Below are 23,354 nucleotides of genomic sequence, written 5' to 3' on the forward strand. Positions count from 1 at the left end.
GGCGGCTCAATCAAGGCCCTGCTGGGCGGTGCGGTCACCGCGGCGCACGGCGGCCCGCTGGACCAGGAAGATCGTCGTCCCCAGGACTCCGACCGCCAGTCCGACGAGGCACACCGCCAGCGTGCGGTCGCCACCCCAACCCGTCAGCCCCACCACGATCGCCGCCACGAGCCAGGCGAGCATGCCGGCGATGATGACCGGCTCCGGGGCGCGCAAGACAGAAGGTAGTTCGGGGATGTCGGATGCGTCGGCCATGCCATCAGAGTAACTTTCGACTGTGCCCACCGATCCGTCGAGCGAGCCCAGCACGTCGTCGACCGAGTCCACGGAGAAATCGACGGCGCCCTCCACCCCTCCGGTCGAATCCACCGGTTCACCGGGCGTGTCCACCGCATCATCGGGCGAACCGGTGACGTCGCAGCCCAAGGGGCTGTTGGACCGATACTTCAAGATCGGTCAACGCGGGTCGACCGTCAGTCGTGAGATCCGCGGCGGCCTCGTCACCTTCTTCACGATGGCCTACATCGTGGTGCTGAACCCGATCGTCATCGGCGGCATCCCGGGGGAGCCGAAGAATGCCGACGTTCTCGGCAACGTTCTGCCGCTAGCGCAGGTCGCGGCGGTCACCGCGCTCGTCGCGGGCGTGATGTCCATCATCTTCGGCCTGGTCGCCAACTATCCGTTCGCCATCGCCACCGGTCTCGGGATCAACAGCCTCCTGGCCGTGACGATCGCGCCGCAGGTGACGTGGCCGGAGGCGATGGGGCTCGTCGTGATCGACGGCATCATCATCGTTCTGCTGGCGGTGACCGGCTTCCGCACCGCGGTGTTCAACGCGGTACCGGCCGAACTGAAGGCGGCGATCGCGGCGGGCATCGGTGCGTTCATCGCGTTCATCGGCTTCGTCGATGCGGGCTTCGTCCGGCGGGTCCCCGACGCCGCGGGCACGACCGTCCCGGTCCAACTCGGTACCGACAACTCCATCAACACCATCCCGACGCTGATCTTCTCGCTCGGCGTCCTGTTGATGGGCGTGCTGGTGGTGCGCAAGGTGCCCGGAGGCCTGCTCATCGGCATCGTCATCACGACCGTCGTGTCGATCATTCTCGAGTCGACTCTCGACCTCGGGTCCAGTGCTGACGATCCCAAGGGGTGGAGTCTGTCGATTCCTCAGATTCCCGACGGATTCGGCGGCATGCCCAATCTGAGTCTGGTCGGCGACGTCGATCTGTTCGGTGCTTTCACCCGGATCGGGGTGCTGGCGGCGTCGGTCCTCGTCTTCACATTGGTGTTGTCGAACTTCTTCGATGCCATGGGCACGATGACCGGTCTCGGCAAGGAGGCCGGGCTCAGCGATGGCAAGGGCAACCTGCCCGGGATCGGCCGCGCGCTGGTCGTGGAAGGGACCGGCGCGGTTGCCGGCGGCGTCGCGTCCTCGTCGTCGAACACCGTCTTCGTCGAGTCGGCATCGGGCATCGCCGAAGGTGCGCGGACGGGTCTCGCGAACGTCGTGACCGGCGTGTTGTTCCTGCTCGCGATGTTTTTGACGCCGCTGTACGAGGTGGTTCCGCTGGAGGCGGTGGCACCTGCGCTGGTGGTCGTCGGCGCGATGATGATCGGCCAGGTGAAGCTCATCGACTTCACCAAGTTCTCCCATGCCCTGCCCGCATTCCTGACCATCGTGATCATGCCGTTCACCTATTCGATCGCCAACGGCATCGGGGTGGGGTTCATCAGCTGGGTGGTGATGGCGGCGGCAGCAGGCAAGGGCCGGTCGGTCCATCCGTTGCTCTGGATCATCGCCGCGGTGTTTGTAGCATATTTCGCCCGCGGACCGATCTACGACTTGGTGGGGTGACCACGGCGGGTCGGAATGATCGACCTGTGTCCTCCAAAAGGACGAATCCTGCAATCGCAAATCACGCTATCGCATTGCGTGATCGTAGAAGTGAATTACGCTTAGCGGCGTGGACTCAGTGGTCTCAGATATGGCTCGCTCGGACAGGACATTCGCGGACATGACTATCTCGCACCTCGAAATGACGGATATGACCTTGCCGGACAGAACGCTGTCCGGTGAGTTGTCGCTGGCGATCGTCCGACTCGCCAGACGGCTTCGAGGGCGCCGGGTCAGCAAGGTCGTGTCGTTGACGCAGTTGTCCGCGCTGTCGACACTCCACCACGAAGGTCCCATGTCGCCGGGTGCGCTGGCCCTCGCCGAACGGGTGCAGCCGCCATCCATGACACGGGTGATCGCGTCGCTCTCGGACCTCGGGATGGTGCGGCGTGAACCGCATCCCACCGACGGGCGGCAGGCGATCGTCACCCTTGCCGAACGCGGCAACGAGGTGATCACCGCCGAACTCGACGCCCGCGAGGAGTGGTTGAGTGCGCGGCTGGCAGAGCTGACGCCCCACGACCGAGGTCAGCTCGCGGCCATCGTCCCGATCATCAACAAGCTCATCAACGGCGACGACGACGCACGCTGAGTGAACGGTCGTCCGGCGACGTGAACGGCCACTAGAAGAACGTCCCGGCGAACGGTGCCCGATCGGTGGCGAAGGCGCGGTCGAGGGCCGCGAGGGTGTCCGCGCTGTCGGTCCACAGGCGCTCGGCCGCCGCGAATCTGCGCGCAGGCGTGCCGCCGAGGAAGATCGATCCGAGTACGGAGATGTCCATACGTACTGTCGGCGTCGCCGAACTGGGTGCGACGATCGCGCCGCCGTCACGGATGGACACGTCGAAAATGCCTCCGCGGCCGCGGAACTCGTCCGTCACCTCGATCACGACGTCGAGATCCGCCGCGAAGCGGCGGGAGCCGAGTGCCCGCGGGACATCGAGGATACGGAGCCACATCGTGTCGCGGACGCCGGTCACCGAGACCGCTCGATGGTTCGTGAGGGAGACGGGCAGCGGATCGTCGACGGGGATCGACGCCGTGACCGTCGGCATGAGATCGAGTCCCACGAGTACCCGCCACAGATCGGTGTGTGCCTCATCCGTGGCGGCGACCACCTCGGCGATGTCCCCGCGGGTCGGTTGCGTCGACTGATTGATCCGGTACGCCGCGTAACCGTCGGGGTGGAGCAGATAGTGCATACCACTGCTGTGGGCCGGGCGCTGCGATGCACGATCGGCCAGGATCGGGTCCCACCACGACTGTGGGCGGGCCAGGGCACCCGGGCGGGTCGCCGTCCAGCGTGCGTGGAGTTCAGGGATGTGGCGGGCCACCTCGTCACCTGTGGCGTAGTTGACCGGCGAGTGAGCGCGGTCGGCTCGGTGGCGCATCTTGGCGGCACCGAGGTCGACGGTGACGTCCTGCGCGAAACAGGTCGGGCCGAATCCGAATCGCTCGTAGATGGTGGCCTCGCTGGCGGTGAGGATCGCGAACAGCTGATCCTCGGCCTCCCACTGATCGAACAGGTCCGTGATCATCGTCCGCAGGATGCCGCGTCGGCGGTGGGTCGCGGCCACCGACACCCAGGAGAGCCCGGCCGCGGGGTGCGCCGCTCCGCCCGGCAACGTCATGGCCATGCGATAGAACATCGAGACGCCGACGAGTGGCCGGCCTGCGAGCCCGTCGGGATCGCGCACCAGGACCACGTCGGCGTCGTCGACCTTGCCCCGCATGTCCGCCTGCTCGGCCGCCGACAGCGGGTTGGTCATCAGGAAGGCGCGCGCGTCGGTCGCGAAGATCTCGTCCCAGTCCGCATCGGTGGCACGGGCCACGGTGAGCGCGGATGAAGCGGCCTGCAGATTACTCACCTGTCAACCGTTTCACAGGCGGTCGGGACCGATGCGAGCAGCCCCGCCATCCCGCCGACAGAAACCCGATCCCGCCGACAGCAACCCCGATCCCGCCGACAGCAACCCCGATCGCGCCGACAGCAGCCCTGCCGGACCGGTCCGGAGAGGCGAGTACCGCCTTGGCAGACTGTCGGGGTGGCCACCATCCGAGTCGACGTCATCGACATCGACGACCCCGCCGATCCGCGGGTCGACGACTTTCGCGATCTGAACTCCGTCGACCGACGACCCGACCTGCCCGCGTTGCCGGGTGGTCGGGTGGGCAAGGGCCTGGTGATCGCCGAGGGGGTGCTTGTCGTGCAGCGGATGATCGCCTCGCGGTTTTCGCCGCACGCATTTCTCGGGGTGGACAAGCGGCTCACCGAGCTGGCCGACGACCTCACCGCGCCGTCGCTCGACGGTGTGCCCTTCTACCGCGCATCCGCGGAGGTGATGGCCGAGGTCGTCGGTTTTCACCTGAACCGAGGGGTTCTCGGGGCGGCCCGCCGGCCCCCATCACTGTCGGTCGCGGAAGCGATCGCGGGTGCGCGGACCATCGCGGTCCTCGAGGGCGTCAACGACCACGAGAACATCGGCAGCATCTTCCGCAATGCCGCGGGACTCGAGGTGGACGCCGTGCTGTTCGGTGCCGGATGCGCGGACCCGCTGTACCGCCGCTGCGTCCGGGTGTCGATGGGTCATGCGCTGCTCGTCCCATTCGCACGCTTCGACGATTGGCCGAGAGGACTGACCACGCTGGGCGACAACGGGTTCCGGATGATCTCGCTGACTCCCGGCGACGGTGCCGTCCCGCTGTCGGGTGCGGTCGACGCGGAGAAGGTCGCGTTTCTGGTCGGCGCGGAGGGCCCCGGATTGTCCGAGACGGCGATGCGCGCCAGCCATGTCCGCGCCCGGATCCCGATGAGCCGTGGCACCGACTCGCTCAATGTCGCGACGGCCGCGGCGATCGCGTTCTACGAACGTGCCCGATCGGGCACCATGGACGGATGATCTCGACAGATCGCGACGGCCGGCGACGGATCCGTCTGTCTGTGCCAGATGCCGACCGGGTCGTCGACGAGCCGACGCCGTGGGTTCTCGGTCTGCTGGTCTCGGCGATCTGTGCCCTGTTCGCCACGTGCTTGCTCGTCGGTGTCTACGAACTCATCGGTGGCGTGCTGAGCTGGCTCGGGTTGGCGGCCGTCGTGGTGGTCACGGTCGGACTGGGGTGGACACTGTGGGATCTGCGCGAGCGACCTGTCTGGCGATGGATCGTGTGGGGCAGCATCATCGGCCTGCTGGCCGGGTTCGGCTCGACGGTGGCGCTCCTCGCGATGGGCCGATGACAGGTGGCGCACCGACCGCGCCGTCGGCCGTCGGACCCCGTCAGTTGCCGAAACCGAAATAGCGGGCGATCCGTCCCCGTTGTCGGGTGGGACGGACCGGGTCGTGGTCCGGCGGTGCGGGATTCGGGGTGTCGTCCGACGGGCGCTGCTCGACCGGCACTTGGCTGCGGCTCCGGTAGTCCCGCCAATCCGATTCTCCCGGTACGTAATCGGCAGGGTGAATCGCGAAGGCGGTGACCGGGATTCGCGACGGATCGTGATCACCTTCGATGCGCGGGCGGGTGAACCGGAAACCCAGCCATTCCCGATTCGCCTGCTCGGCGAGGTGCTGCGGGTGAAACGGCAATGCCAGAGGTTCCGGGGCGACGCCCGGCGCATAACGGAGGGGGTGCTCGCCGGCCCAGAACTCCCGCTCGAACGGGTACGGGAGTCCGCAATCCTCGAAGATGGTGACCGGATCCGCCCCGAACGATCTGCGGAGCTCGCCGTGCTCCCACCGTGCGAAGGTTCCGGTCGCCGTCTCGGGATCCGTGTAGAGCACCGTCGCTGCGGAGCTCTGTCGGATGGACGCGATCGTCCGGGTCAGCGTCGATGGTTGGGTGGTCGCGAACAGCGAACAGGTGATGACGGCCAGTCGCCCGTACCAACCGGCGTACACGTGGGCGTCCTGCGCCGCGGCGGCGGTCGCGAGGTCGGTGTCAGCGAATGGGACCAGTACCCGGTCGCCGTAGATGGCCTCGGCCAATTTCTGCGCTGCGACAACGTCATTGGTGGGGGAGGCGAGCTCTGCAACCGGATTGTCGCTGTCGATGAACCAGAGGGTGACCGCGCGTGCCGACACGTCGAGAGACTAGCTGTTGCCGTTGCTGCGGACGCCGAGCAGAACGTCTTCCCACGCGGGGACCGCAGGCTTGCGCGACTTGCGCCGAGGCTTCGTCGACGGGGCGGAGGCCTGGTTGTCGGTGTGCTCGCCGGAGGCCGTGGTCGCCGCAGGCGCCACGTCGTCGTCGCGTTCGGAGGCGTCCGCGGGCCGAGAATCGGGCTCTGTCCAGGTCGCATCGTCGCGACCGCCGAAATCTATGGCGACCGTGCCGTGCTCGTCGTGGCCCGGCTGCTGTGATCCACCGCGGGTGCGTTGCGCATCGATCAGACGGTCGGCGTCGACGGTGACCTCGTCATGACCGTCGGCGCTGGTTCCGGCGACCGGGTCGACCTCGGGGTGCGGCGTCAGGTCCGGGGTTGCCACCGGCGTCAGCCGCCGGCGCGGCGGAATGGCCTCGGGATGGGTCAGCTCGTCGGCCAGGTCGTCGAGCGGATCGGCCGTGCCACCGTGGGCGCCGGGCTGGAAGCGCCAGTGGGCGTGATTGTCGGTACGTCCGACGTGCCAACCCACCTGCACCACCCAGTGGCCGTCGTCGCCCTTCCAGGCGTCCCATTCCACGTCCTGTTGGCTGTGGCCCATCGCGGTCAGGGCCTCGGCGACGACCTCACCGAGGGTCGAGACCGACGGACCGTCTTCGCGGATCGGGTGCGACATCGAGGCCAGCTCGGTGGCCCGGGCGCGCTCGAGAAGGACGGGATGGGCGAAACGCTCGATCTTGTCGACCGGAACCCCGGCCAGTGCCGCGACCTCCGGCACACTTGCACCGGCCCGGATGCGGGCCTGTATCTCTCGCGGCCTGAGTGAGCTTTCCATTTCGATCTCGATCTGCCCCAATCGTGAGATGTCACCGCGTGCGGCGGCGCGGAGGCGCTCGTCGGCCGCGATCCGGTACTTCTCACCCGACTCCGGGTCCTGGCAGATCACATGGGTGCCGTCGGCCTCGACGCCGATGACGCGTAGCTCACGCATCTGCTCCTCCTCCAGTGACCACGAGTGCGGGCATTGGGGTCAGGTTAGACCACCGGTGGGTCGCCGAGCCGTGGGACACGCGGCAAAACCGCAGATCAGCAAGGCTGTGGCGCATGCTGCCACAGGGGCAGGTGTGTCGCAAGTGACCCATGTGCCACCCTACGCTCCTGCCTCCCGCACAATCCCACCGATGCCAGACACCGCAGCCGCGACGGTTTCGGTCATCCGCGACGCCCAAACGGGGGCGCGGATGCCGGAAACCGTCGCGGCTGCGGGTTGGGGTTCGTGGGGAGGAGAGGGGAGTGTGGGGTTGGGGTTGGGGGTTAGAGGGCGCCGACGACGTGGTCGATGCACTGGGTGAGTCGCGTGATGTCGTCCGGGTCGATGGCCGGGAACATGCCGACGCGCAGCTGATTGCGGCCGAGCTTGCGGTACGGTTCGGTGTCGACGACACCGTTGGCGCGCAGCGTCTTCGCGACTGCGGCGGCATCGACGTCGTCGTTGAAGTCGATCGTCCCGACAACCTGGCTGCGCTGCGCAGGGTCGGTGACGAACGGCGTCGCGAACTCACTGGCCTCGGCCCACTGGTACAGCCGCGAGCTGCTGTCGGCGGTGCGTGAGACGCACCAGTCGAGGCCGCCCTGGCCGAGCATCCACTGGATCTGGTTGTCGAGCAGCAGCAGCGACGCGACTGCCGGGGTGTTGTAGGTCTGGTCCTTGCTGCTGTTGTCGACGGCGGTCGGCAACGAGAGGAACTCCGGGCACCACCGGTCGGTCTCGGCGATCTGCTCGACCCGTTCGAGGGCCTTCGGGCTCATCAGGGCGATCCACAGACCGCCGTCGGATGCGAAGCATTTCTGCGGCGCGAAGTAGTAGACGTCGGCGTCGGCGATGTTCACCGACAGACCGCCGGCGCCCGAGGTCGCGTCGATGGCCACCAGTGCGTCGTCCGAGCCTGCGGGCCGGGTCACCGGCACCGCGACACCCGTCGAGGTCTCGTTGTGTGCCCACCCGATGAGGTCGATGCCACCGAAGTCGTCGGAGGTCAGCGCAGCCGGGTCGGGAGCCGTCCCGGGGTCGGTGGAGATCACCGACGGCGAGTCCAGGAACGGTGCCTTCTTGGCCACCGTGGCGAACTTCGAGGAGAACTCGCCGTAGGTCAGGTGCAGCGAACGCTGCTTGATGAGGCCGAATGCCGCGGCGTCCCAGAAGGCGGTGGTACCGCCGTTGGAGATGACCACCTGGTAGCCCTCCGGCAGGGCGAACAGCTCGGCGAGACCGGCGCGGATGGAACCCACGACGTTCTTCACCGGCGCCTGGCGGTGGCTGGTGCCGAACACCGACGCGCCGGTGTCGACGAGGGACTGCAGTTGTTCGGGGCGCACCTTGGACGGACCGCAACCGAAGCGGCCGTCCGACGGCAGGAGGTCGGCGGGGATCGTGATCGGTGCGGTGGCGGTGTCACTCATGTAGGCGATTCTAGGGTTGTGGCGCCGACCACCCCCGTCGCGGTCCCTGTGGAGGCGTCCCGCCGGCGACGGCTTGTCTGCCGCGCGCAACCGTTGACCCGGGCTGAACATGCGTTTAATCTACTGAACATGCGTTCAATGCGCGCCGATGACCGCACCACCCGGGCCCGTCTGCGCGACACCGCCATCGAGGTGTTCGCCCGTGACGGGTTCTCCGCGACGGTGCGGGCCATCGCCGAGTCGGCGCACGTCAGCCCCGCTCTGGTGATCCATCACTTCGGCAGCAAGGAGAAGCTGCGGGCGGAGTGCGACGCGCATGTGCTGCGGCGCACTCGCGAGGTCAACCGGGCCACCGTCGAAACACGGCCGGGTGCAACGGCTTTCGACGGGATGCTGGCCAAGATGGACTCGATCGACGAGGACGGGCCCCGCATCGTTTACCTCATCCGCAGCCTGCAGGCGGGCGGCGACATGGCGCGAGCGCTCCTCGACCACCTCGCCGACGACGCCGAAGAGACGTTCCGCGGCGGGGTGGCGGCCGGCACGATTCGCCCCTCACGTGACGAGCAGGCAAGGGCGCGTTACATGGTCGCCCAGTCCATGGGTGCGTTGCTGGTGGATGTGGTGATGCATCCGCCGGACGACTGGTCGGACGCGGGCGCAATCCTGCGGTCCTACCTCGACCGCGTGGTGGTCCCCGCCACCGAGATGGCCGTCCACGGCGTCATGGCGGACGACTCCCTGCTCGACGCAGTCCTGGCATACCGAGAGGAACATGATGGCCCGACAACATGATCCGGTGATCGACGTGACCGGACTGCGCAAGCGTTTCGGTTCCTTCCAGGCCCTCGACGGTCTCGACCTGCAGGTGCGTGCCGGCGAGGTTGCCGGTTTCCTCGGTCCCAACGGTGCGGGCAAGTCGACGACGATCCGCGTCGTGCTGGGGATGTACCGGCAGGACGGTGGCCGGGTCCGGGTGTTCGGTGCCGACCCGCTCGCCGACGCGGTGTCGATCCATCGGCGCCTCGCCTACGTGCCGGGTGACGTGAACCTGTGGCCGCAACTCTCGGGCGGTGAATGTATCGACCTGCTGCTGTCGCTGCGCGACCTGCGGAGCGAATCTGCCACGCGCAAGGCCGAACTCATCGATCGATTCGAGCTCGACCCCACCAAGAAGGCGTCGACCTACTCGAAGGGGAACCGGCAGAAGGTCGCGCTGATCGCGGCGTTGTGCGCCGACACCGAGTTGTTGATCCTCGACGAACCGACCTCCGGACTCGACCCGCTGATGACGCGCGAGTTCGCGGACTGTGTCGCCGAACGGGCCCGGACCGGGTCGGCGGTACTCATGTCGAGTCACATTCTCGCCGAGGTCGAGGAGTTGTGCGAGACCGTCACTATCATCCGCGCGGGGAAGACTGTTCAGTCGGGCACCCTCGCCGAGCTGCGGCACCTACGTCGATCGCGCGTGACGGCGACGGTCGCCGGTGATGCGTCGGGTCTGGCCACCATGCCGGACGTGCACGATTTCGAGTCCGACGGCGACGCTGTGAGTTTCACGGTCGCCGACGGTGGTCTGGCCGCGGTCACGACAGCCCTGGCCGGACTGGACGTCCGAACCCTGGCCGTCGAACCGCCGAGCCTCGAGGAGCTGTTCCTGCATGCGTACGGGGACAAGGAGCCGGCGTGATGACGACGGTCGCCCCGGCACCGACATCGACCGGGGGCGGGCGTGACCTACTCGCGAAGTCCGGTCGGCTCATCCGGCTGATGACGCGCCGCGAGCGGTGGATCATCGTGATCACTCTGGTGGTCTTCCTGCTGATCAACCTGTCCACCGCCGCGACCATCCGTAGCTCGTATCCGACCTCGGACGAGCGGGCCGCCCTGCAGGTCGGCGCCGGGTCGAACTCGGCGTTCCGATTCCTGCTCGGCCCACTGGACCACATCGACTCCGCTGCCGCGGTGACGGTGTGGCGGGCGGGGCTGTTCATGATCGCCGCTCTTGGGGTGTGCGCCGTGATGATGGTGGTCCGGCAGACGCGGAAGGAAGAAGAACTCGGGCGGGCGGAACTGCTGCGTGCCGGCGCCACCGGACCCCTGGCCTCCCTGTGGGCGGCGACCGTGGTGGCGACGACCTTCTGCGTGGTCGTCGCGCTGGGGATGTCGATCATGCTGTTCCCGCTCGGGGCCGGCGTCGGCGACGTGTTCGCGGTGTTCGCGCAGTACGCGACGACCGCGATGGCGGCCGTCGGGGTGGCCTTGGTGTCCGCCCAGATCGCGAAGACGTCGCACATCGCCAACCTGACCGCGAGTTCGATCGTGCTTGCCGGCTACGTGCTGCGCGGCGTCGCCGACGTCGTCGACACGTGGTCGTGGCTACGCTGGATCACCCCGGTCGGGTGGGCCGAACTCATCGATCCGTTCGGCGCGAACAACCCCTGGCCTGCCGTCGCATCGCTTGCCGTCGCGGCCCTCGGCGTGGGTCTCGCGGCCCGGTTCGCCCTCGGTCGCGACATGGACGCGGGTCTGATCCAGCCACGTCCCGGGCCGGCGTCATCGACGAGACTGTCGTCGGTCAGGGCCGTCGCGATGCGGTTGTCGGTCTCGTTGCTCGTTTCGTGGTCATCGGCAATCACGTTGTACGCGTTGGTCATCGGATTCCTCCAGCCGTCGGTCGACGAGCTGGCGGGCGACAACGAGCAGATGCGCCGGGTGCTGGAGCAGTCGGGTCTGCAGGGCAGTCTGAGCACACTGTTCGGCTCGACGATGATGACGTTCCTCGCCGTGGCGGCGAGTGCGTGGTCGGTCAACCTGGTGACACGGATGCGATCGGAGGAGGTGTCGTCGCGCACCGAGGTCCTGCTCGTCACACCGACGGCGCGATCGCGATACCTGGCCGTGTACGCGGTGACCGCCGCCGTCGGGGTGGTGGTGATCCTCATCGCTGCCGCACTCGGCATGACGGTGGGCAACGGCGTGGCCGGTGGGGGCTGGAGCGCGGTCGGCGACAACCTCGCGGCCGCCGGAGTCCAGATCCCGGCTGCGCTGCTCGTCACCGGTGTCGCCGTCGCCCTCTATGCGATTCGGCCGATGCTGGTCCCGATCGGCTGGCTGGTGGTGATCGCCGCCCTCTTCCTCGGCCCGCTGTCGGGGATGTTCAGCCTGCCGCAGTGGGCCCGCGACCTCTCCCCGTTCTCCCACGCGCCTGCGGTGCCGCTGGAACCGATGCAATGGCTCCCGATCGTGGTGCTGCTCGCCATCGCGGCGCTGTTCGCCGGCGCCGCCCAACTGGCCTTCCACCGTCGCGACATCGGCTGACGCCGCATCGGCGACGCCGCATCGGCGACGCCGTCACCGGCCAGAGGTTCTGGCCGCAGTTTCGTGTTGCGGCTTCGAGCTGATCCTGCGGCCAGACGCCGAAGGTGCGGCCGGAACGGCAGACGAGGTGGGGACGAGGTGGGGACGAGGTGGGGACGAGGGGGTGGGGTGGGGGTCAGAGGCCGGGCTTGACCAGTTCGCCCCATCCGGCGACGTCTTCGGGTCGACGCGGCGCCGGTCCGGTGTAGATCGCGGCCGGTCGGACGAGTTTGCCCAGGCGCTTCTGCTCGAGGATGTGCGCACACCAGCCCGCGGTGCGGCCGCAGGTGAACATCGCAGGCATCATGTGCGTCGGCACCTCGGCGAAGTCGAGGATCACCGCGGCCCAGAACTCCACGTTGGTCTCGATGGCACGATCGGGGCGGCGTTCACGCAATTCGGTCAGGGCGGCCTGTTCGAGTGCCGCCGCGATCTCGTAGCGGGGCACATCGAGCTCCTGCGCGGTGCGGCGCAGTACCCGCGCCCGGGGGTCCTCGGCCCGATAGACCCGATGACCGAAGCCCATCAGCTTCTCCTTGCGGTCGAGAACGCCCCGCACCAGGCCGCGGGCGTCGCCGGTCCGCTCGACCTCTTCGATCATCGGCAGCACGCGGGCCGGGGCGCCGCCGTGGAGCGGGCCCGACATCGCGCCGATCGCTCCCGAGAGCGAGGCCGCGACGTCGGCGCCGGTGGACGCGATCACCCGGGCGGTGAAGGTGGAGGCGTTGAGACCGTGTTCGGCGGCGCTGACCCAGTAGGCATCGATCGCCCGGATGTGCTTGGGGTCCGGATCGCCCTTCCAGCGGGTCATGAAGCGGGCGGTGACCGTGTCGCAGTCGTCGATGACGTGCTGGGGGACGGCAGGTTGATGGATGCCGCGAGCCGACTGGGCGACGTAGGACAGTGCCATCACCGACGCCCGTGCCAGATTGGCGCGCGCGGTGGCGTCGTCGATGTCGAGCAGTGGCTGATATCCCCAGATCGGTGCGAGCATCGCCAGCGCGGCCTGGACGTCGACTCGGACGTCACCGGTGTGGATCGGCAGCGGGAACGGTTCGGCCGGGGGGAGGCCGTCGCCGAAGCGCCCGTCCACGAGCAGCGCCCAGACATCGGCGAAGGTGACGTGGTTCTCGACCAGGTCTTCGATGTCGACCCCGCGATAGCGGAGATTGCCGCCGTCCTTGTCGGGTTCGGCGATGTCGGTGGTGAACGCGACCACGCCCTCCAGTCCGGGGACGAAATCGTCGGGAACACTGTTCGCCATGGTGACCACCTATCTCGAAACACGTCATCGTGGGCGGCGCTGTCGGTGATGTCCGGCGTACCGGACCGAGCACCCACTTGGACTGTAGGGCAGCCGCGCGCCCAGGGGTGTACTGGGGAGTAACGGGCGTGTCCAGGGAGTAGCCTCACGCAGGTGCCGGATGAACCGATTGACCTGCCGAACATGCGTGTCGGCTACGGCGGTGGCATTCCGCCCAACATCGGCGAGGGTGACCGGGCTGCGGGCGCCGACGGAATCCGCGAGAACCTGGACCCGAGCTGGCTGCGAGGAGATCCACCGTGGGTGGATCTGTTCACCGTCTGGCTGCGCGAGGCGATCGAGGCGCGGATCCCCGAACCCAATGCCATGGTGCTCGGCACGGTCGACGCCGACGGTCACCCCGCGACCCGCACGGTGCTCTGCAAGGGTGCCGATGCGGCAGGCATCGTGTTCTTCACCGGTTACGACTCGGACAAGGGGCGCCACCTGGCCGCCAATCCGTATGCGTCGGTGACGTTCCCGTGGATCGCACTCGAGCGCCAGGTCAATGTCCGCGGCCGCATCGATCACGTAGGCATGGAGGAGACCCACGCCTACTGGTTCAACCGCCCGCGTGGTTCGCAACTCTCGGCGTACGCCTCCGAACAGTCCCGGCCGATCGGCAGCCGGACCGACCTCGAGGCCAAGGCCGCGGCGGTCGCGGAGGAGTTCGGTGGCTTCGACGACGGCGCCGAGATCCCGGTTCCGTCGGACTGGGGTGGTTTCCGCCTGGTCCCGACGGTCGTCGAGTTCTGGCAGGGACGTGCCAATCGGCTGCACAACCGCGTGCGACTGACCTTGCTCGACGACGGCTGGCGGGCGGAAAGACTCCAGCCCTGATGGCCAGACTCCTGGCCGACACGACGCCGCTGCGCAACACCTACTTCCGACGTCTGTGGCTCGCGAACATCGTCACGGTCATCGGTGCACAGCTGACCGTGGTCGCGGTGCCCGCGCAGATCTATCAGATCACCGGTAGCTCTGCATATGTCGGGCTGACCGGCATCTTCGGACTCGTCCCGCTCGTCGTGTTCGGCCTGTGGGGTGGCGCGCTTGCAGACGTGTTCGATCGCCGCACCCTGCTGATCATCTCGACACTGGGGCTCATCGGGTGCAGCGCGCTGTTCTGGGCGCAGGCGGCGGCCGGTGTCCGGAATGTCTGGATCATACTGGCGCTCTTCGCCGTTCAGCAGGCATTCTTCGCCGTCAACCAGCCGACCCGCAGTGCGGTGCTACCGCGGCTGTTGCCGGATCGCGAACTGCCTGCGGCGTTGTCGCTGAACATGACCGTCATGCAGGCGGGCGCCATCGCGGGACCGCTCATCGGTGGTGCCCTGATCCCATGGCTCGGGTATCCACTGCTCTACCTCGTCGACACCGTCTTCCTGGTGCCGACGCTCCTCGCGGTGATCCTGCTGCCATCGTTGCGGCCCGAGGGCGACGACCGACCCAAGACGCCGGGTCTGCGGTCGGTCATCGACGGCCTCAAATACCTGGCGGGCCACAAGATCCTGATGGCGTCGTTCCTGGTCGATCTCATCGCGATGATCTTCGGGATGCCCCGTGCGCTCTTCCCGCAGATGGCGCACGAGAACTTCGGCGGGCCGTCCGGCGGGGGCATCGCCTTCGCGCTCCTGTTCACCGCCATCTCGGCCGGTGCCGTCGTCGGCGGCATCTTCTCCGGGTGGGTCAGTCGCGTCGAGCGGCAGGGTCTGGCGGTCATCGTGTGCGTCATCGTGTGGGGACTGGCGATGGCGGGTGTCGGCGTCGCGGTGGGGTTCGCCGGCGGCACGTCGTTGCCGATGCTGCCCGTGGCGCTGGTCTTCCTCATGATCGGCGGCGCAGCCGACATGGCATCGGCGGCGTTCCGCCAGTCGATCCTGCTCGCCGCGGCGACCGACGATGTCCGTGGTCGGCTGCAGGGCGTGTTCACCGTGGTGGTCGCCGGTGGCCCGCGGATCGCCGACGTCGTGCACGGTGCGGCAGCCGCCTCGATCGGGGTCGCGGTGACCACCACAGCGGGTGGACTCCTGGTCGTCGTGCTGACCATCGTTGCCGCTCTGGCGATCCCGGCGTTCGTGGCGTATCGGGTCGGTCAGCATGCCTGACGCGCAGGGCGTCGGCGCAATTACGCTGATCGGCGAGGTCGGCGATTCGATGCCACTATGGGTGCCATGAGCGCGGTAGTCGACAACCACGCGGGCACCTTTGCGGTCCCCATCATCGACATCACCCCGTACACCGGCAACGGAAGTGCGGCCGATCGTGCCGTCGTCGCCGACCAGATCGACAACGCCGCCAGTGCGGTGGGGTTCATCCAGATCGTCGGGCACCAGATCCCGTCGGTGGTGATCGACGAGTTCACGGCCGTGATGGACGACTTCTTCGCGTTGCCACTGGAGCAGAAGAAGGCCTATCGCACCCCGCCGGAGATCAATCGTGGCTACGCGCCACCGAAGTCGGAGTCGTTGTCGCTGAGTCTGGGCGTCGAGCCGGCCGATCGGATGAACGACTTCTTCGAGGCGTTCAACGTCGGGGTGGAGGCGACGACCTACCCGGATCTCGAACTGCCGGAGGATCAATACGCCGGCAACACCTGGCCGGCCGTGGATCATTTCGAGGCTGCGGTGTCGGCGTACTTCGCCGAGGCCGCACGGGTGGCGCACACGCTGACCCGGATCTTCGCCGACGCGCTCGACCTCCCGCCGGACTTCTTCGACGGCTACACCGACCACTCACTCGACGTCTTGCGGATGAACAACTATGCCCTGCCGCCCGGCGAGGTGGAACTCGACGGCGAGCTCACCGGGATGGGGGAGCACACGGACTACGGCATCGTCACGGTGCTGTGGGCCGATCAGGTCAAGGGGCTACAGGTGCTCGATCGCGCCGGCGTCTGGCACGATGTCGAACCCGCCGACGGGGCGCTGCTGATCAACCTCGGTGACCTGATGGCGCGCTGGACCAACGAGCGATGGATGTCCACCCTGCACCGCGTCAAGCCGCCCGTGGTGGACGGGACCATCGAGCGCAGACGATCCGCCGCGTTCTTCCACGACGGCAACATCGACGCCACCATCTCCACGTTGCCGTCCTGCGTCGGCGCCGGGAGTCGATACTCGCCGATCACGGTGGGTGAACACATCGGCGCCAAACTGGCCGGCTCTCGTGCCGGACAATCGAATCCGTATGCCCGGCGAGAGGCGCAGCGGGTGCGGCAGGCGATGCGCCGGGGGTTGGGGCAGCAGTAGGGGCATCTTCTGGTGCAGGGCGGTGGATCTCGATACGGGTCCTCGCTACGCTCGGTCCCTACTCGATCGGCGGGAGCGGGTGTCGGGTCTCGCTGGTGATTGTTTCGATCGGCGGGAGAGGGTGTCAGATCTCGCTGACGCGGCCCGGATAGGTGGCCCGTCGTGCGGCATGCACCGGGCAGTAGTGCATCGGGTTGTCGCGCTCGGCTTCCGGTGGGAGATTACGAGCAGGCGTCTCCACGAGGGGGGCGTCGGGAGCCACCCGCCCATCGACCCGATCCCATGCGTCGCGCGGACGTGGATGGCGCAGAAAACGTTTCGGGAGCAGGCGGTGCATCACGAGGTTGATCGTCCGGCCGAGCAGCCGGAAGCGCCGCTCGTCACGCTCGGTCCACGGCAGCCCCATCATCTCGCGGATCGGCTCGTCGTAGAAACCGGTGGTGAGCCAGGTGAAGAAGCGCTGATTTGTCTCGGCCATGTAGCGGAACCACACCGTCTCCGGAATGAACCGCAGGAACGGCGGCGGCGGCAGTTGTCCGATGTCGAGAACGGTCCGGACAGCCGGATGGTCACGAAGAACATTGCGGCACATGTGGTCCCAGTATTCGAGGAAGTCCTCGTAGGTGTCGGGCACCGGTCGCATCGAGACGCCGTACATCGCATACCACGCCTTGGACTCCTCGAAGAGCTGACGCTTCTGATCCTCGGTCAGCCACGGGCCGAAGCGTTCGCAGAGTCGTACGTTGCCGTACCAGAACGTGGCGTGCGCCCAGTAGAAGACATCCGGGTCCAGCGCGTGGTAGCGCGTGCCGTCATCCATCTGGCCCTTGATGTCCCGGTGATAGTCGCGTACTTCGCGGCCGGTCGCGGTGCCGCCGTCGAAGACCACACCGCTGATGGGGTAGAGCGAGCGCATCAGTCGCTGCCATCGTTCACCGAAGAAATCGGAATGCTCCCAGACCGCCGCGCCCAGCTTCGGATGCATGTTCTGCATCGAGCCTGCCCACAGGCCCTGGAACATGCCGGTCCAGGTGCCCCAGATCTGCCACGTGAGCGAATCCGGTCCGAGCGGTGCGTAATCCTCGGGCCGCGGTGTCGGGTCACCGTCGGTCGTGGCGTCCGCAGATTTCGTCAGCACCTCGGTCATGAGACGAAAGTCTAGGATCGTCTCAGGCGGGGTGTCAACGACGGTGGAACCGGATTCGTTGTCCGGCGACGAGTTGGGCAGCGTGGTCGACTGCGGTCGGGGTGAGCACCGCGATGACCGGATAGCCTCCCGTCACCGGGTGATCGGCGAGAAAGATGACCGGTCGGCCGCTCGGCGGGACCTGGACGGCGCCGTGCGGCACACCTTCGGAGGCGAGTTCGGGTGCAGCGGCGCGATGGACGACGAGCGGGTCGTCCGAATCGGCCGGTCGATCCAGTCGCACTCCGACGCGATTGCTGTCCGGGCTGACCTCCCAGATCCCGTGCGTGAGGTCCCCGGCCTCCTCGACCTGTTCTCGACGCGGACCGTCCGAGACCTCGAGGGCGACCACCTCGGGCTCGCCGTTGTCGACCGGCGCGGCGGAGATCACCGGCCACGGAGCGGTGGCGCGCCCGATCGGGAGTTCGACGTCGGCCGCGAGCGGTTCGGGCCCGAGCCCGGAGAGGGTGTCGGTGGAACGGGAACCCAGCACCGCGGGCACGTCGAAACCGCCGCGGACGGCGACGTAGTTGCGGCAGCCCCAGGTGGGTGTGTCGATGGTGAGCTCGGCGCCGTCGGGAAGGGGCACCGCGGCGGCATTGCCGACCGGGGACTCGTCGACGCGGACCTCCGCACGCGCACCGGTCACGGCGATCACGAGGGTCCCGTGCGCGCGAATCCGCAACCCGCCCAGCGTGGTCTCGATCACGGCGGTGGATTCGGGATTGCCGACGAGTCGGTTCGCCAGCGTCAGCGATGATCGATCGGCGCCGCCCGAGCCCGGCACGCCGAGATGCGCATAACCGGAGCGCCCCAGATCCTGCAGGGTCGACAACGGGCCCGGGTCGATCACGGTGACGGATTTCACGGCCGGGGTCCTCGCGATCCGTCGCCTGCGTCGACGAAGTGGACGAGTGAGCCGGGTTCGAGAACTGCCGGCGGAGTGTTGTCTTCGTCCCACATCGACTGATCGGTGTGTCCGATCAGGTGCCACCCACCAGGGCTGGCCCGCGGGTAGACGGCACTGTAACCGGCCGCGATGGCGACGGCACCGGCCGGAACCCGGACCCGGGATTCGCTGCGGCGGCCGACGTCGCGGAAAGGGTGATCTGAGTTCTGTTGTGGGACAAGATAACCGAACCCGGGGGCGAAGCCCATGAACTGGACCTGCCAGGTGGTGTCCCGATGGATCTCGGCGACCTCGTCGGTCCCGAGGTCGAGCAGATCGGCGACGTCGGCGAGATCCGGTCCGTCGTAGGAGACCGGGATACGGATCTCGGACGCGGTCGAGTCGTCGGTGTTGTCGTCGGTCGCGACGGCCCGCAGTGCGCGATGGATACCCAGCACGTCGATCCCGCAGCCACGCTCGGCCTGCACCAGCAACGTCTGCGCGGTGGGGATCACCTCGGTGGCGTGCAGGCTTCCGGCCTGTACCGCACGCCGCAGTGCCGCCGCCGCAGAGCCGACAGCGCGCAGCGGCGCTGTGTCGGTGGCGGAGTCGAGGTCGGTGGCGAAGTCGAGCAGCACCGCGTCGGGCCCGGCGGGTAACTCTCGCATGTGCACAACCTACCGTTGCGTCGACGAAAAATGCCGGTGGAGTCGGCCGTCGATGGCAGGATTGTCGGCAACTCCGGAGGTGTCCTGATGCGTGAGATCGTGATCTGCGGCGAAGCCCTCGTCGACGTCGTCGCGGCCCGCGCGCCCGTCAATGCCGGCCGGCTGGCCGCGTTGCAGCCGGCGCTCGGTGGCGGACCGTTCAACGTGGCCGTGACGCTGGGCAGGCTGGGCAGTGCCGTCTCGTTGTGCACGGCGGTCTCCACCGACACCTACGGCGACGCGATCGTCGCGGCCTTGCAGGCCAGCGGCGTCGGAACCGGGCATCTGCAACGGCGTGGCGAGCCGACCTCGCTGGCGCTCGCGACGATCGGTACCGACGGCGCCGCGCACTATTCGTTCTACGTCGAGGGGACGGCCGACCGTCTGGTCCAGGATCCAGGAGCCTTCCCGCAGACCGTCTCGGCGGTATGTTTCGGAACACTGTCGCTCGTGCTGGAACCCGGTGCGTCGGTGTACGAGTCGCTCCTCCGCCGCTGCCACGACGAGGGCCGGCTGGTGGTGATCGACCCGAACATCCGGCCGGCGGTGATCGCCGACCACGACGCGTACCGCCGTCGGTTCGCGTCCTGGATGGACGCGGTGGACATCGTCAAGCTCTCCGACGAGGATGCCGACTGGCTCTCCTCGGGCCCCTCGGGTACCGGACCGGCCGACTGGCTCGCCGCCGGTGTGACCGCGGTCATCACGACCGCCGGACCGGCCGGGATCACCGTGACCACCGCTGCGGCGGCGGTCACATCGCCAGCCCCGAAGGTGCAGGTCAGCGATACGATCGGGGCGGGGGACAGTGTCGTCGGCGGAGTGCTGCGTCACCTGGAGAATCTCGGTGCACTCTCTCCGCGCGCGGTGGCGGAACTGAGCGCCGAACAGTGGCTGGCGATCGCGGAGTACGCAGGTCAGGTGGCTGCCATCACCGTTTCACGGCCGGGCGCGGACCCTCCGTGGGCGGGCGAGCTGCGAAGCGACTACGTTGATAACCAGCAGCATCCTTACCCGGATGTGCGTAGTACAAGACTCTCACCTGAGTAAAGGGGTTCGTGTGTCCGCTGAAACAGTCCCAGCTGACCAGGCGTCCGATACGGCCTCAGCGACATTCACCTACCCCGGTGGTCAGCTGGAGCTTCCGATCCTGAAGGCCACCGAGGGTTCTGACTCGGTCGGGCTGGGCAAATTCCTCGCCGAGACCGGCCTGACCACCTTCGACGGCGGCTTCGTCAACACCGCGTCCACCAAGTCGGCGATCACCTACATCGACGGCGAAGCGGGCATCCTGCGGTATCGCGGCATCCCGATCGACCAGCTGGCCGAGAAGTCCACCTTCATCGAGGTCAGCTACCTGCTCATCTACGGTGAACTGCCGACGCCCGCGCAGCTCGAGGACTTCACCGACAAGATCCGCAGGCACACCTTGCTGCACGAGGATCTGAAGCGCTTCTTCGACGGCTTCCCGCGCAACGCGCACCCGATGCCGGTGCTCTCGAGTGCGGTGAACGCACTCTCCGCGTACTACCAGGACTCGCTCGATCCCAAGGATCCCGAGCAGGTCGAGCTGTCCACGATCCGGCTCTTGGCAAAGCTGCCGACGATCGCTGCCTATGCGTACAAGAAGTCGGCCGGTCAGCCGTTCCTCTATCCGGACAACTCGCTGAGCCTGGTCGAGAACTTCCTGCGCATGACGTTCGGCTTCCCGGCCGAGCCCTACGAGGTCGACCCGAAGGTCGCCAAGGCCCTCGACATGCTGTTCATCTTGCATGCCGATCACGAGCAGAACTGTTCGACCTCGACGGTGCGTCTCGTGGGATCGTCGCAGGCCAACCTGTTCACATCGATCTCCGGTGGCATCAACGCGCTCTGGGGCCCGCTGCACGGCGGTGCCAACCAGGCGGTGCTCGAGATGCTCGAGGACATCAAGCAGTCGGGCGGCGACACCCAGGCCTTCATGAACAAGGTCAAGAACAAAGAAGACGGTGTGAAGCTCATGGGCTTCGGGCACCGCGTCTACAAGAATTACGACCCACGCGCCGCGATCGTCAAGCAGACCGCCGACCAGATCCTGGAATCGCTTGGCGTGCAAGATGATCTGCTCGACATTGCGAAGGGTCTCGAGGATGTCGCGTTGAACGACGACTACTTCATCGAGCGCAAGCTGTACCCGAATGTCGACTTCTACACCGGCGTCATCTACCGTGCAATGGGCTTTCCGACCCGGATGTTCACCGTGCTGTTCGCACTCGGCCGGCTGCCCGGATGGATCGCGCACTGGCGTGAGATGCATGCGGATCCGTCGGGCAAGATCGGCCGCCCGCGTCAGCTGTACACGGGCTACACCGAACGCGACTACGTGAACATGGGGCAGCGCTGACGCGCCGGAAGGCCTGAGATCAGCGCCACGTGCGCCGATCTGACCAGAAACCTGATCCGACGACTCAAAGGAGAGTCCCGTTGACCAGCACAGAGAAGCCCGTAGTCGAATTCCCGGAAGGTCCAGCTCCCGCCGAACTGCAGGTCAAGGACCTCATCGTCGGTGAAGGTGCCGAGGCGCAGAGTGGTGGCGTGGTCGACGTGCACTACGTCGGCGTCGAATACGACACCGGCGAAGAGTTCGACTCCTCCTGGGACCGCGGCCAATCGGCGAACTTTCCGCTCGACCGGCTCATCCCGGGATGGCAGGAGGGTATCCCCGGCATGAAGGTCGGAGGCCGCCGACAGCTGACCGTTCCGCCGCAGCTCGCATACGGTCCGGCAGGGGCAGGCCATCGGCTCTCGGGCAAGACGCTGGTGTTCGTCATCGATCTGCTGGGCGTGGGATAGTCGCTGCGGCAGACGAGCGAGCGGACGGGCTGGTGCCGTCGGCACCGTCGGTGCTGTGGCTCAGACGCGATCTGCGTCTGAGCGATCTTCCGCCGCTCAGCGCCGCCCATGACGGCGGCGATCAGATCCTGACCTGTTTCGTCGTGGACCCGAGGCTCGAGAAGTCCTCGGGGCCACGACGTCTCAGTTTCCTGTACGAGTCACTCCGCGAACTCGACGACAAGCTCTCCGGCCGTCTGCTGGTGGTGCGTGGCAGACCGGAGGAGGAGATTCCGCGGCTGGTGGCCGCGGTCGATGCCGCGTCCGTCCATGTGAGCGAAGACTTCTCGCCGTTCGGGCGACGCCGCGATGCGGCCGTTGCGGAGGCGCTCGGAGACCTTCCTCTCGAGGCCACCGGTTCGCCATATCTCGTGTCACCTGGTCGGGTCACCAAACCGGACGGTGATCCGTACAAAGTGTTCACCCCGTACTTCCGGCAATGGCGCCACCACGGTTGGCGACGTCCCGCATCGTCCACGGTGGCGGTTTCGGACCTGTTGGACCCCAGTGACATTCGTCAATCTGGACGTGTCCGGGTGCCGGCCGCCCCGGCGAAACTCGAACTTCCCGCAGGCGAGGACGCTGCGCTGGCGCGCTGGGCGGAGTTCGTCGGCGACGATCTCGATGATTACGAATCAGGCCGCGACCGACCGGATCTCGATGTGAGCAGCCGGATGTCGGCCTATCTGAAGTTCGGCAACATCCATCCCCGGACGATGGCCGCCGACCTGGGCCGGTCGAAGGGTGCTCAGGCGTATCTCCGGGAACTCGCTTTCCGGGACTTCTACGCCGCGGTGCTCTACCACTGGCCGGACAGCTTGTGGCACAACTGGAATCGTCAGTTCGACGACATAGAACTCGACACCGGCCAGGACGCGCACCGACGTTTCGATGCGTGGAAGGAGGGTCGGACCGGATTCCCGATCGTCGATGCCGGTATGCGTCAGCTCGCCCAGACCGGCTTCATGCACAATCGCGTCCGGATGATCGCGGCGTCATTCCTGGTCAAGGATCTACACCTGCCGTGGTGGTGGGGTGCGCGATGGTTCCTCGATCAGCTCGTCGACGGCGACATGGCCTCTAACCAGCATGGCTGGCAGTGGGCGGCCGGCACCGGAACTGATGCGGCGCCGTACTTTCGGGTGTTCAACCCGGAGACCCAGAGACGGCGGTTCGATCCCGACGGCGAGTACGTGCGGCGGTGGGTACCGGAGGCCGACGGCGACTACCCGGAACCCATCGTCGACCACAAAGCGGAGCGGGAAGAGGCCCTTCGACGGTTTCGGCAAATCTGATGTCGATCGAACGCCGTTCCGGCTCCGCACTAGGCTGAC

23 protein-coding genes are annotated in these 23,354 nt (G+C 67.3%); 14 read left to right on the plus strand and 9 right to left on the minus strand.

Going from position 1 to position 23,354, the window contains the following annotated elements; genetic code table 11:
* Positions 1-6 precede the first annotated feature (6 nt).
* Positions 7-255 carry a DUF2530 domain-containing protein gene (locus OVA31_RS16885; protein WP_267627760.1) on the minus strand — a complete coding sequence of 83 codons (249 nt, stop codon included), beginning with the start codon at positions 253-255 and terminating at the stop codon, positions 7-9.
* 127 nt (positions 256-382) lie between these two features.
* Here OVA31_RS16885 and OVA31_RS16890 point away from each other — a divergent pair, with 127 nt between their 5' ends.
* Both OVA31_RS16890 and OVA31_RS16895 read left to right on the plus strand, forming a co-directional pair.
* Positions 383-1,858 (plus strand): NCS2 family permease, encoded by a 1,476-nt coding sequence (locus tag OVA31_RS16890; RefSeq protein ID WP_267631569.1) that lies wholly within the window; start codon positions 383-385, stop codon positions 1,856-1,858.
* A gap of 160 nt (positions 1,859-2,018) precedes the next feature.
* The gene (locus OVA31_RS16895) at positions 2,019-2,489 is read left to right on the plus strand and encodes a MarR family transcriptional regulator (protein WP_267627761.1); all 471 of its coding nucleotides are present in this window, start codon (positions 2,019-2,021) and stop codon (positions 2,487-2,489) included.
* Between the two features lie 31 nt (positions 2,490-2,520).
* Here the strand turns inward: OVA31_RS16895 and OVA31_RS16900 are convergent, their stop codons facing one another.
* Positions 2,521-3,765, minus strand: coding sequence for a GNAT family N-acetyltransferase (locus OVA31_RS16900; protein ID WP_267627762.1), 1,245 nt, complete (start codon positions 3,763-3,765; stop codon positions 2,521-2,523).
* Positions 3,766-3,942: 177 nt separating this feature from the next.
* Between OVA31_RS16900 and OVA31_RS16905 the strand changes: the two genes are divergently transcribed.
* Entirely contained in the window at positions 3,943-4,797 is an 855-nt protein-coding gene (locus tag OVA31_RS16905; RefSeq protein WP_267627763.1) for a TrmH family RNA methyltransferase, read from the plus strand.
* Positions 4,794-5,132: a DUF2537 domain-containing protein gene (locus OVA31_RS16910; protein ID WP_267627764.1), complete on the plus strand. Its 339-nt coding sequence runs from the start codon at positions 4,794-4,796 to the stop codon at positions 5,130-5,132. Before OVA31_RS16905 ends, OVA31_RS16910 begins: the two co-directional genes overlap by 4 nt.
* Positions 5,133-5,172: 40 nt before the next feature.
* On the opposite strand, the gene OVA31_RS16915 is transcribed toward OVA31_RS16910, so the two are convergent.
* From OVA31_RS16915 to serC, 3 genes are all read right to left on the minus strand, one after another.
* Positions 5,173-5,973: a DUF6928 family protein gene (locus OVA31_RS16915; RefSeq protein ID WP_267627766.1), complete on the minus strand. Its 801-nt coding sequence runs from the start codon at positions 5,971-5,973 to the stop codon at positions 5,173-5,175.
* A 9-nt stretch (positions 5,974-5,982) separates the two neighbouring features.
* On the minus strand, positions 5,983-6,984 hold the full coding sequence (sepH, locus tag OVA31_RS16920; RefSeq protein ID WP_267627767.1) for a septation protein SepH: 1,002 nt from the start codon (positions 6,982-6,984) through the stop codon (positions 5,983-5,985).
* Between the two features lie 323 nt (positions 6,985-7,307).
* Positions 7,308-8,453 carry a phosphoserine transaminase gene (gene serC / locus OVA31_RS16925; RefSeq protein WP_267627768.1) on the minus strand — a complete coding sequence of 382 codons (1,146 nt, stop codon included), beginning with the start codon at positions 8,451-8,453 and terminating at the stop codon, positions 7,308-7,310.
* Positions 8,454-8,582: 129 nt separating this feature from the next.
* Here serC and OVA31_RS16930 point away from each other — a divergent pair, with 129 nt between their 5' ends.
* Genes OVA31_RS16930 through OVA31_RS16940 form a run of 3 tightly spaced genes read left to right on the plus strand, consistent with a single transcriptional unit; the run spans position 8,583 to position 11,774 of the window.
* A complete protein-coding gene (locus OVA31_RS16930) occupies positions 8,583-9,248 on the plus strand; it encodes a TetR/AcrR family transcriptional regulator (protein WP_267627769.1) in 666 nt (221 codons plus the stop codon).
* Entirely contained in the window at positions 9,232-10,143 is a 912-nt protein-coding gene (locus OVA31_RS16935) for an ABC transporter ATP-binding protein (RefSeq protein ID WP_267631570.1), read from the plus strand. The genes OVA31_RS16930 and OVA31_RS16935 overlap by 17 nt, the downstream gene beginning before the upstream one ends.
* Positions 10,143-11,774: an ABC transporter permease gene (locus tag OVA31_RS16940; protein WP_267627770.1), complete on the plus strand. Its 1,632-nt coding sequence runs from the start codon at positions 10,143-10,145 to the stop codon at positions 11,772-11,774. Before OVA31_RS16935 ends, OVA31_RS16940 begins: the two co-directional genes overlap by 1 nt.
* A 175-nt stretch (positions 11,775-11,949) precedes the next feature.
* On the opposite strand, the gene OVA31_RS16945 is transcribed toward OVA31_RS16940, so the two are convergent.
* Positions 11,950-13,077 (minus strand): citrate synthase 2, encoded by a 1,128-nt coding sequence (locus OVA31_RS16945; RefSeq protein WP_267627771.1) that lies wholly within the window; start codon positions 13,075-13,077, stop codon positions 11,950-11,952.
* Positions 13,078-13,260: 183 nt separating this feature from the next.
* Here OVA31_RS16945 and pdxH point away from each other — a divergent pair, with 183 nt between their 5' ends.
* The 3 genes from pdxH to OVA31_RS16960 are packed head-to-tail and all read left to right on the plus strand — an operon-like array spanning position 13,261 to position 16,367.
* Complete coding sequence (gene pdxH, locus OVA31_RS16950; protein WP_164307754.1) at positions 13,261-13,956, plus strand: pyridoxamine 5'-phosphate oxidase; 696 nt, start codon at positions 13,261-13,263, stop codon at positions 13,954-13,956.
* Complete coding sequence (locus OVA31_RS16955) at positions 13,956-15,224, plus strand: MFS transporter (protein ID WP_267627772.1); 1,269 nt, start codon at positions 13,956-13,958, stop codon at positions 15,222-15,224. Before pdxH ends, OVA31_RS16955 begins: the two co-directional genes overlap by 1 nt.
* 57 nt (positions 15,225-15,281) lie before the next feature.
* Positions 15,282-16,367, plus strand: a complete 1,086-nt coding sequence (locus OVA31_RS16960) for an isopenicillin N synthase family dioxygenase (protein WP_267627773.1) — start codon at positions 15,282-15,284, stop codon at positions 16,365-16,367.
* 124 nt (positions 16,368-16,491) lie between these two features.
* Here OVA31_RS16960 and OVA31_RS16965 read toward each other — a convergent pair whose 3' ends face one another.
* From OVA31_RS16965 to OVA31_RS16975, 3 genes are read right to left on the minus strand one after another with little or no spacing between them, the layout of a single operon-like run.
* Positions 16,492-17,514 (minus strand): oxygenase MpaB family protein, encoded by a 1,023-nt coding sequence (locus tag OVA31_RS16965; RefSeq protein WP_267627775.1) that lies wholly within the window; start codon positions 17,512-17,514, stop codon positions 16,492-16,494.
* A gap of 34 nt (positions 17,515-17,548) precedes the next feature.
* Positions 17,549-18,421: a biotin-dependent carboxyltransferase family protein gene (locus OVA31_RS16970; protein WP_267627776.1), complete on the minus strand. Its 873-nt coding sequence runs from the start codon at positions 18,419-18,421 to the stop codon at positions 17,549-17,551.
* A complete protein-coding gene (locus OVA31_RS16975; RefSeq protein ID WP_267627777.1) occupies positions 18,418-19,110 on the minus strand; it encodes a 5-oxoprolinase subunit B family protein in 693 nt (230 codons plus the stop codon). Before OVA31_RS16975 ends, OVA31_RS16970 begins: the two co-directional genes overlap by 4 nt.
* An 87-nt stretch (positions 19,111-19,197) precedes the next feature.
* Between OVA31_RS16975 and OVA31_RS16980 the strand changes: the two genes are divergently transcribed.
* From OVA31_RS16980 to OVA31_RS16995, 4 genes are all read left to right on the plus strand, one after another.
* Positions 19,198-20,199, plus strand: a complete 1,002-nt coding sequence (locus OVA31_RS16980) for a carbohydrate kinase family protein (RefSeq protein WP_267627778.1) — start codon at positions 19,198-19,200, stop codon at positions 20,197-20,199.
* A gap of 10 nt (positions 20,200-20,209) precedes the next feature.
* A complete protein-coding gene (locus OVA31_RS16985; RefSeq protein ID WP_267627779.1) occupies positions 20,210-21,532 on the plus strand; it encodes a citrate synthase in 1,323 nt (440 codons plus the stop codon).
* An 80-nt stretch (positions 21,533-21,612) separates the two neighbouring features.
* Entirely contained in the window at positions 21,613-21,981 is a 369-nt protein-coding gene (locus OVA31_RS16990) for an FKBP-type peptidyl-prolyl cis-trans isomerase (protein WP_161060126.1), read from the plus strand.
* A gap of 53 nt (positions 21,982-22,034) precedes the next feature.
* A complete protein-coding gene (locus OVA31_RS16995) occupies positions 22,035-23,315 on the plus strand; it encodes a cryptochrome/photolyase family protein (RefSeq protein ID WP_267631571.1) in 1,281 nt (426 codons plus the stop codon).
* Positions 23,316-23,354 lie beyond the last annotated feature (39 nt).

Origin of the sequence: Gordonia sp. SL306 (assembly GCF_026625785.1) — a bacterium.
GTDB lineage: Bacteria > Actinomycetota > Actinomycetes > Mycobacteriales > Mycobacteriaceae > Gordonia.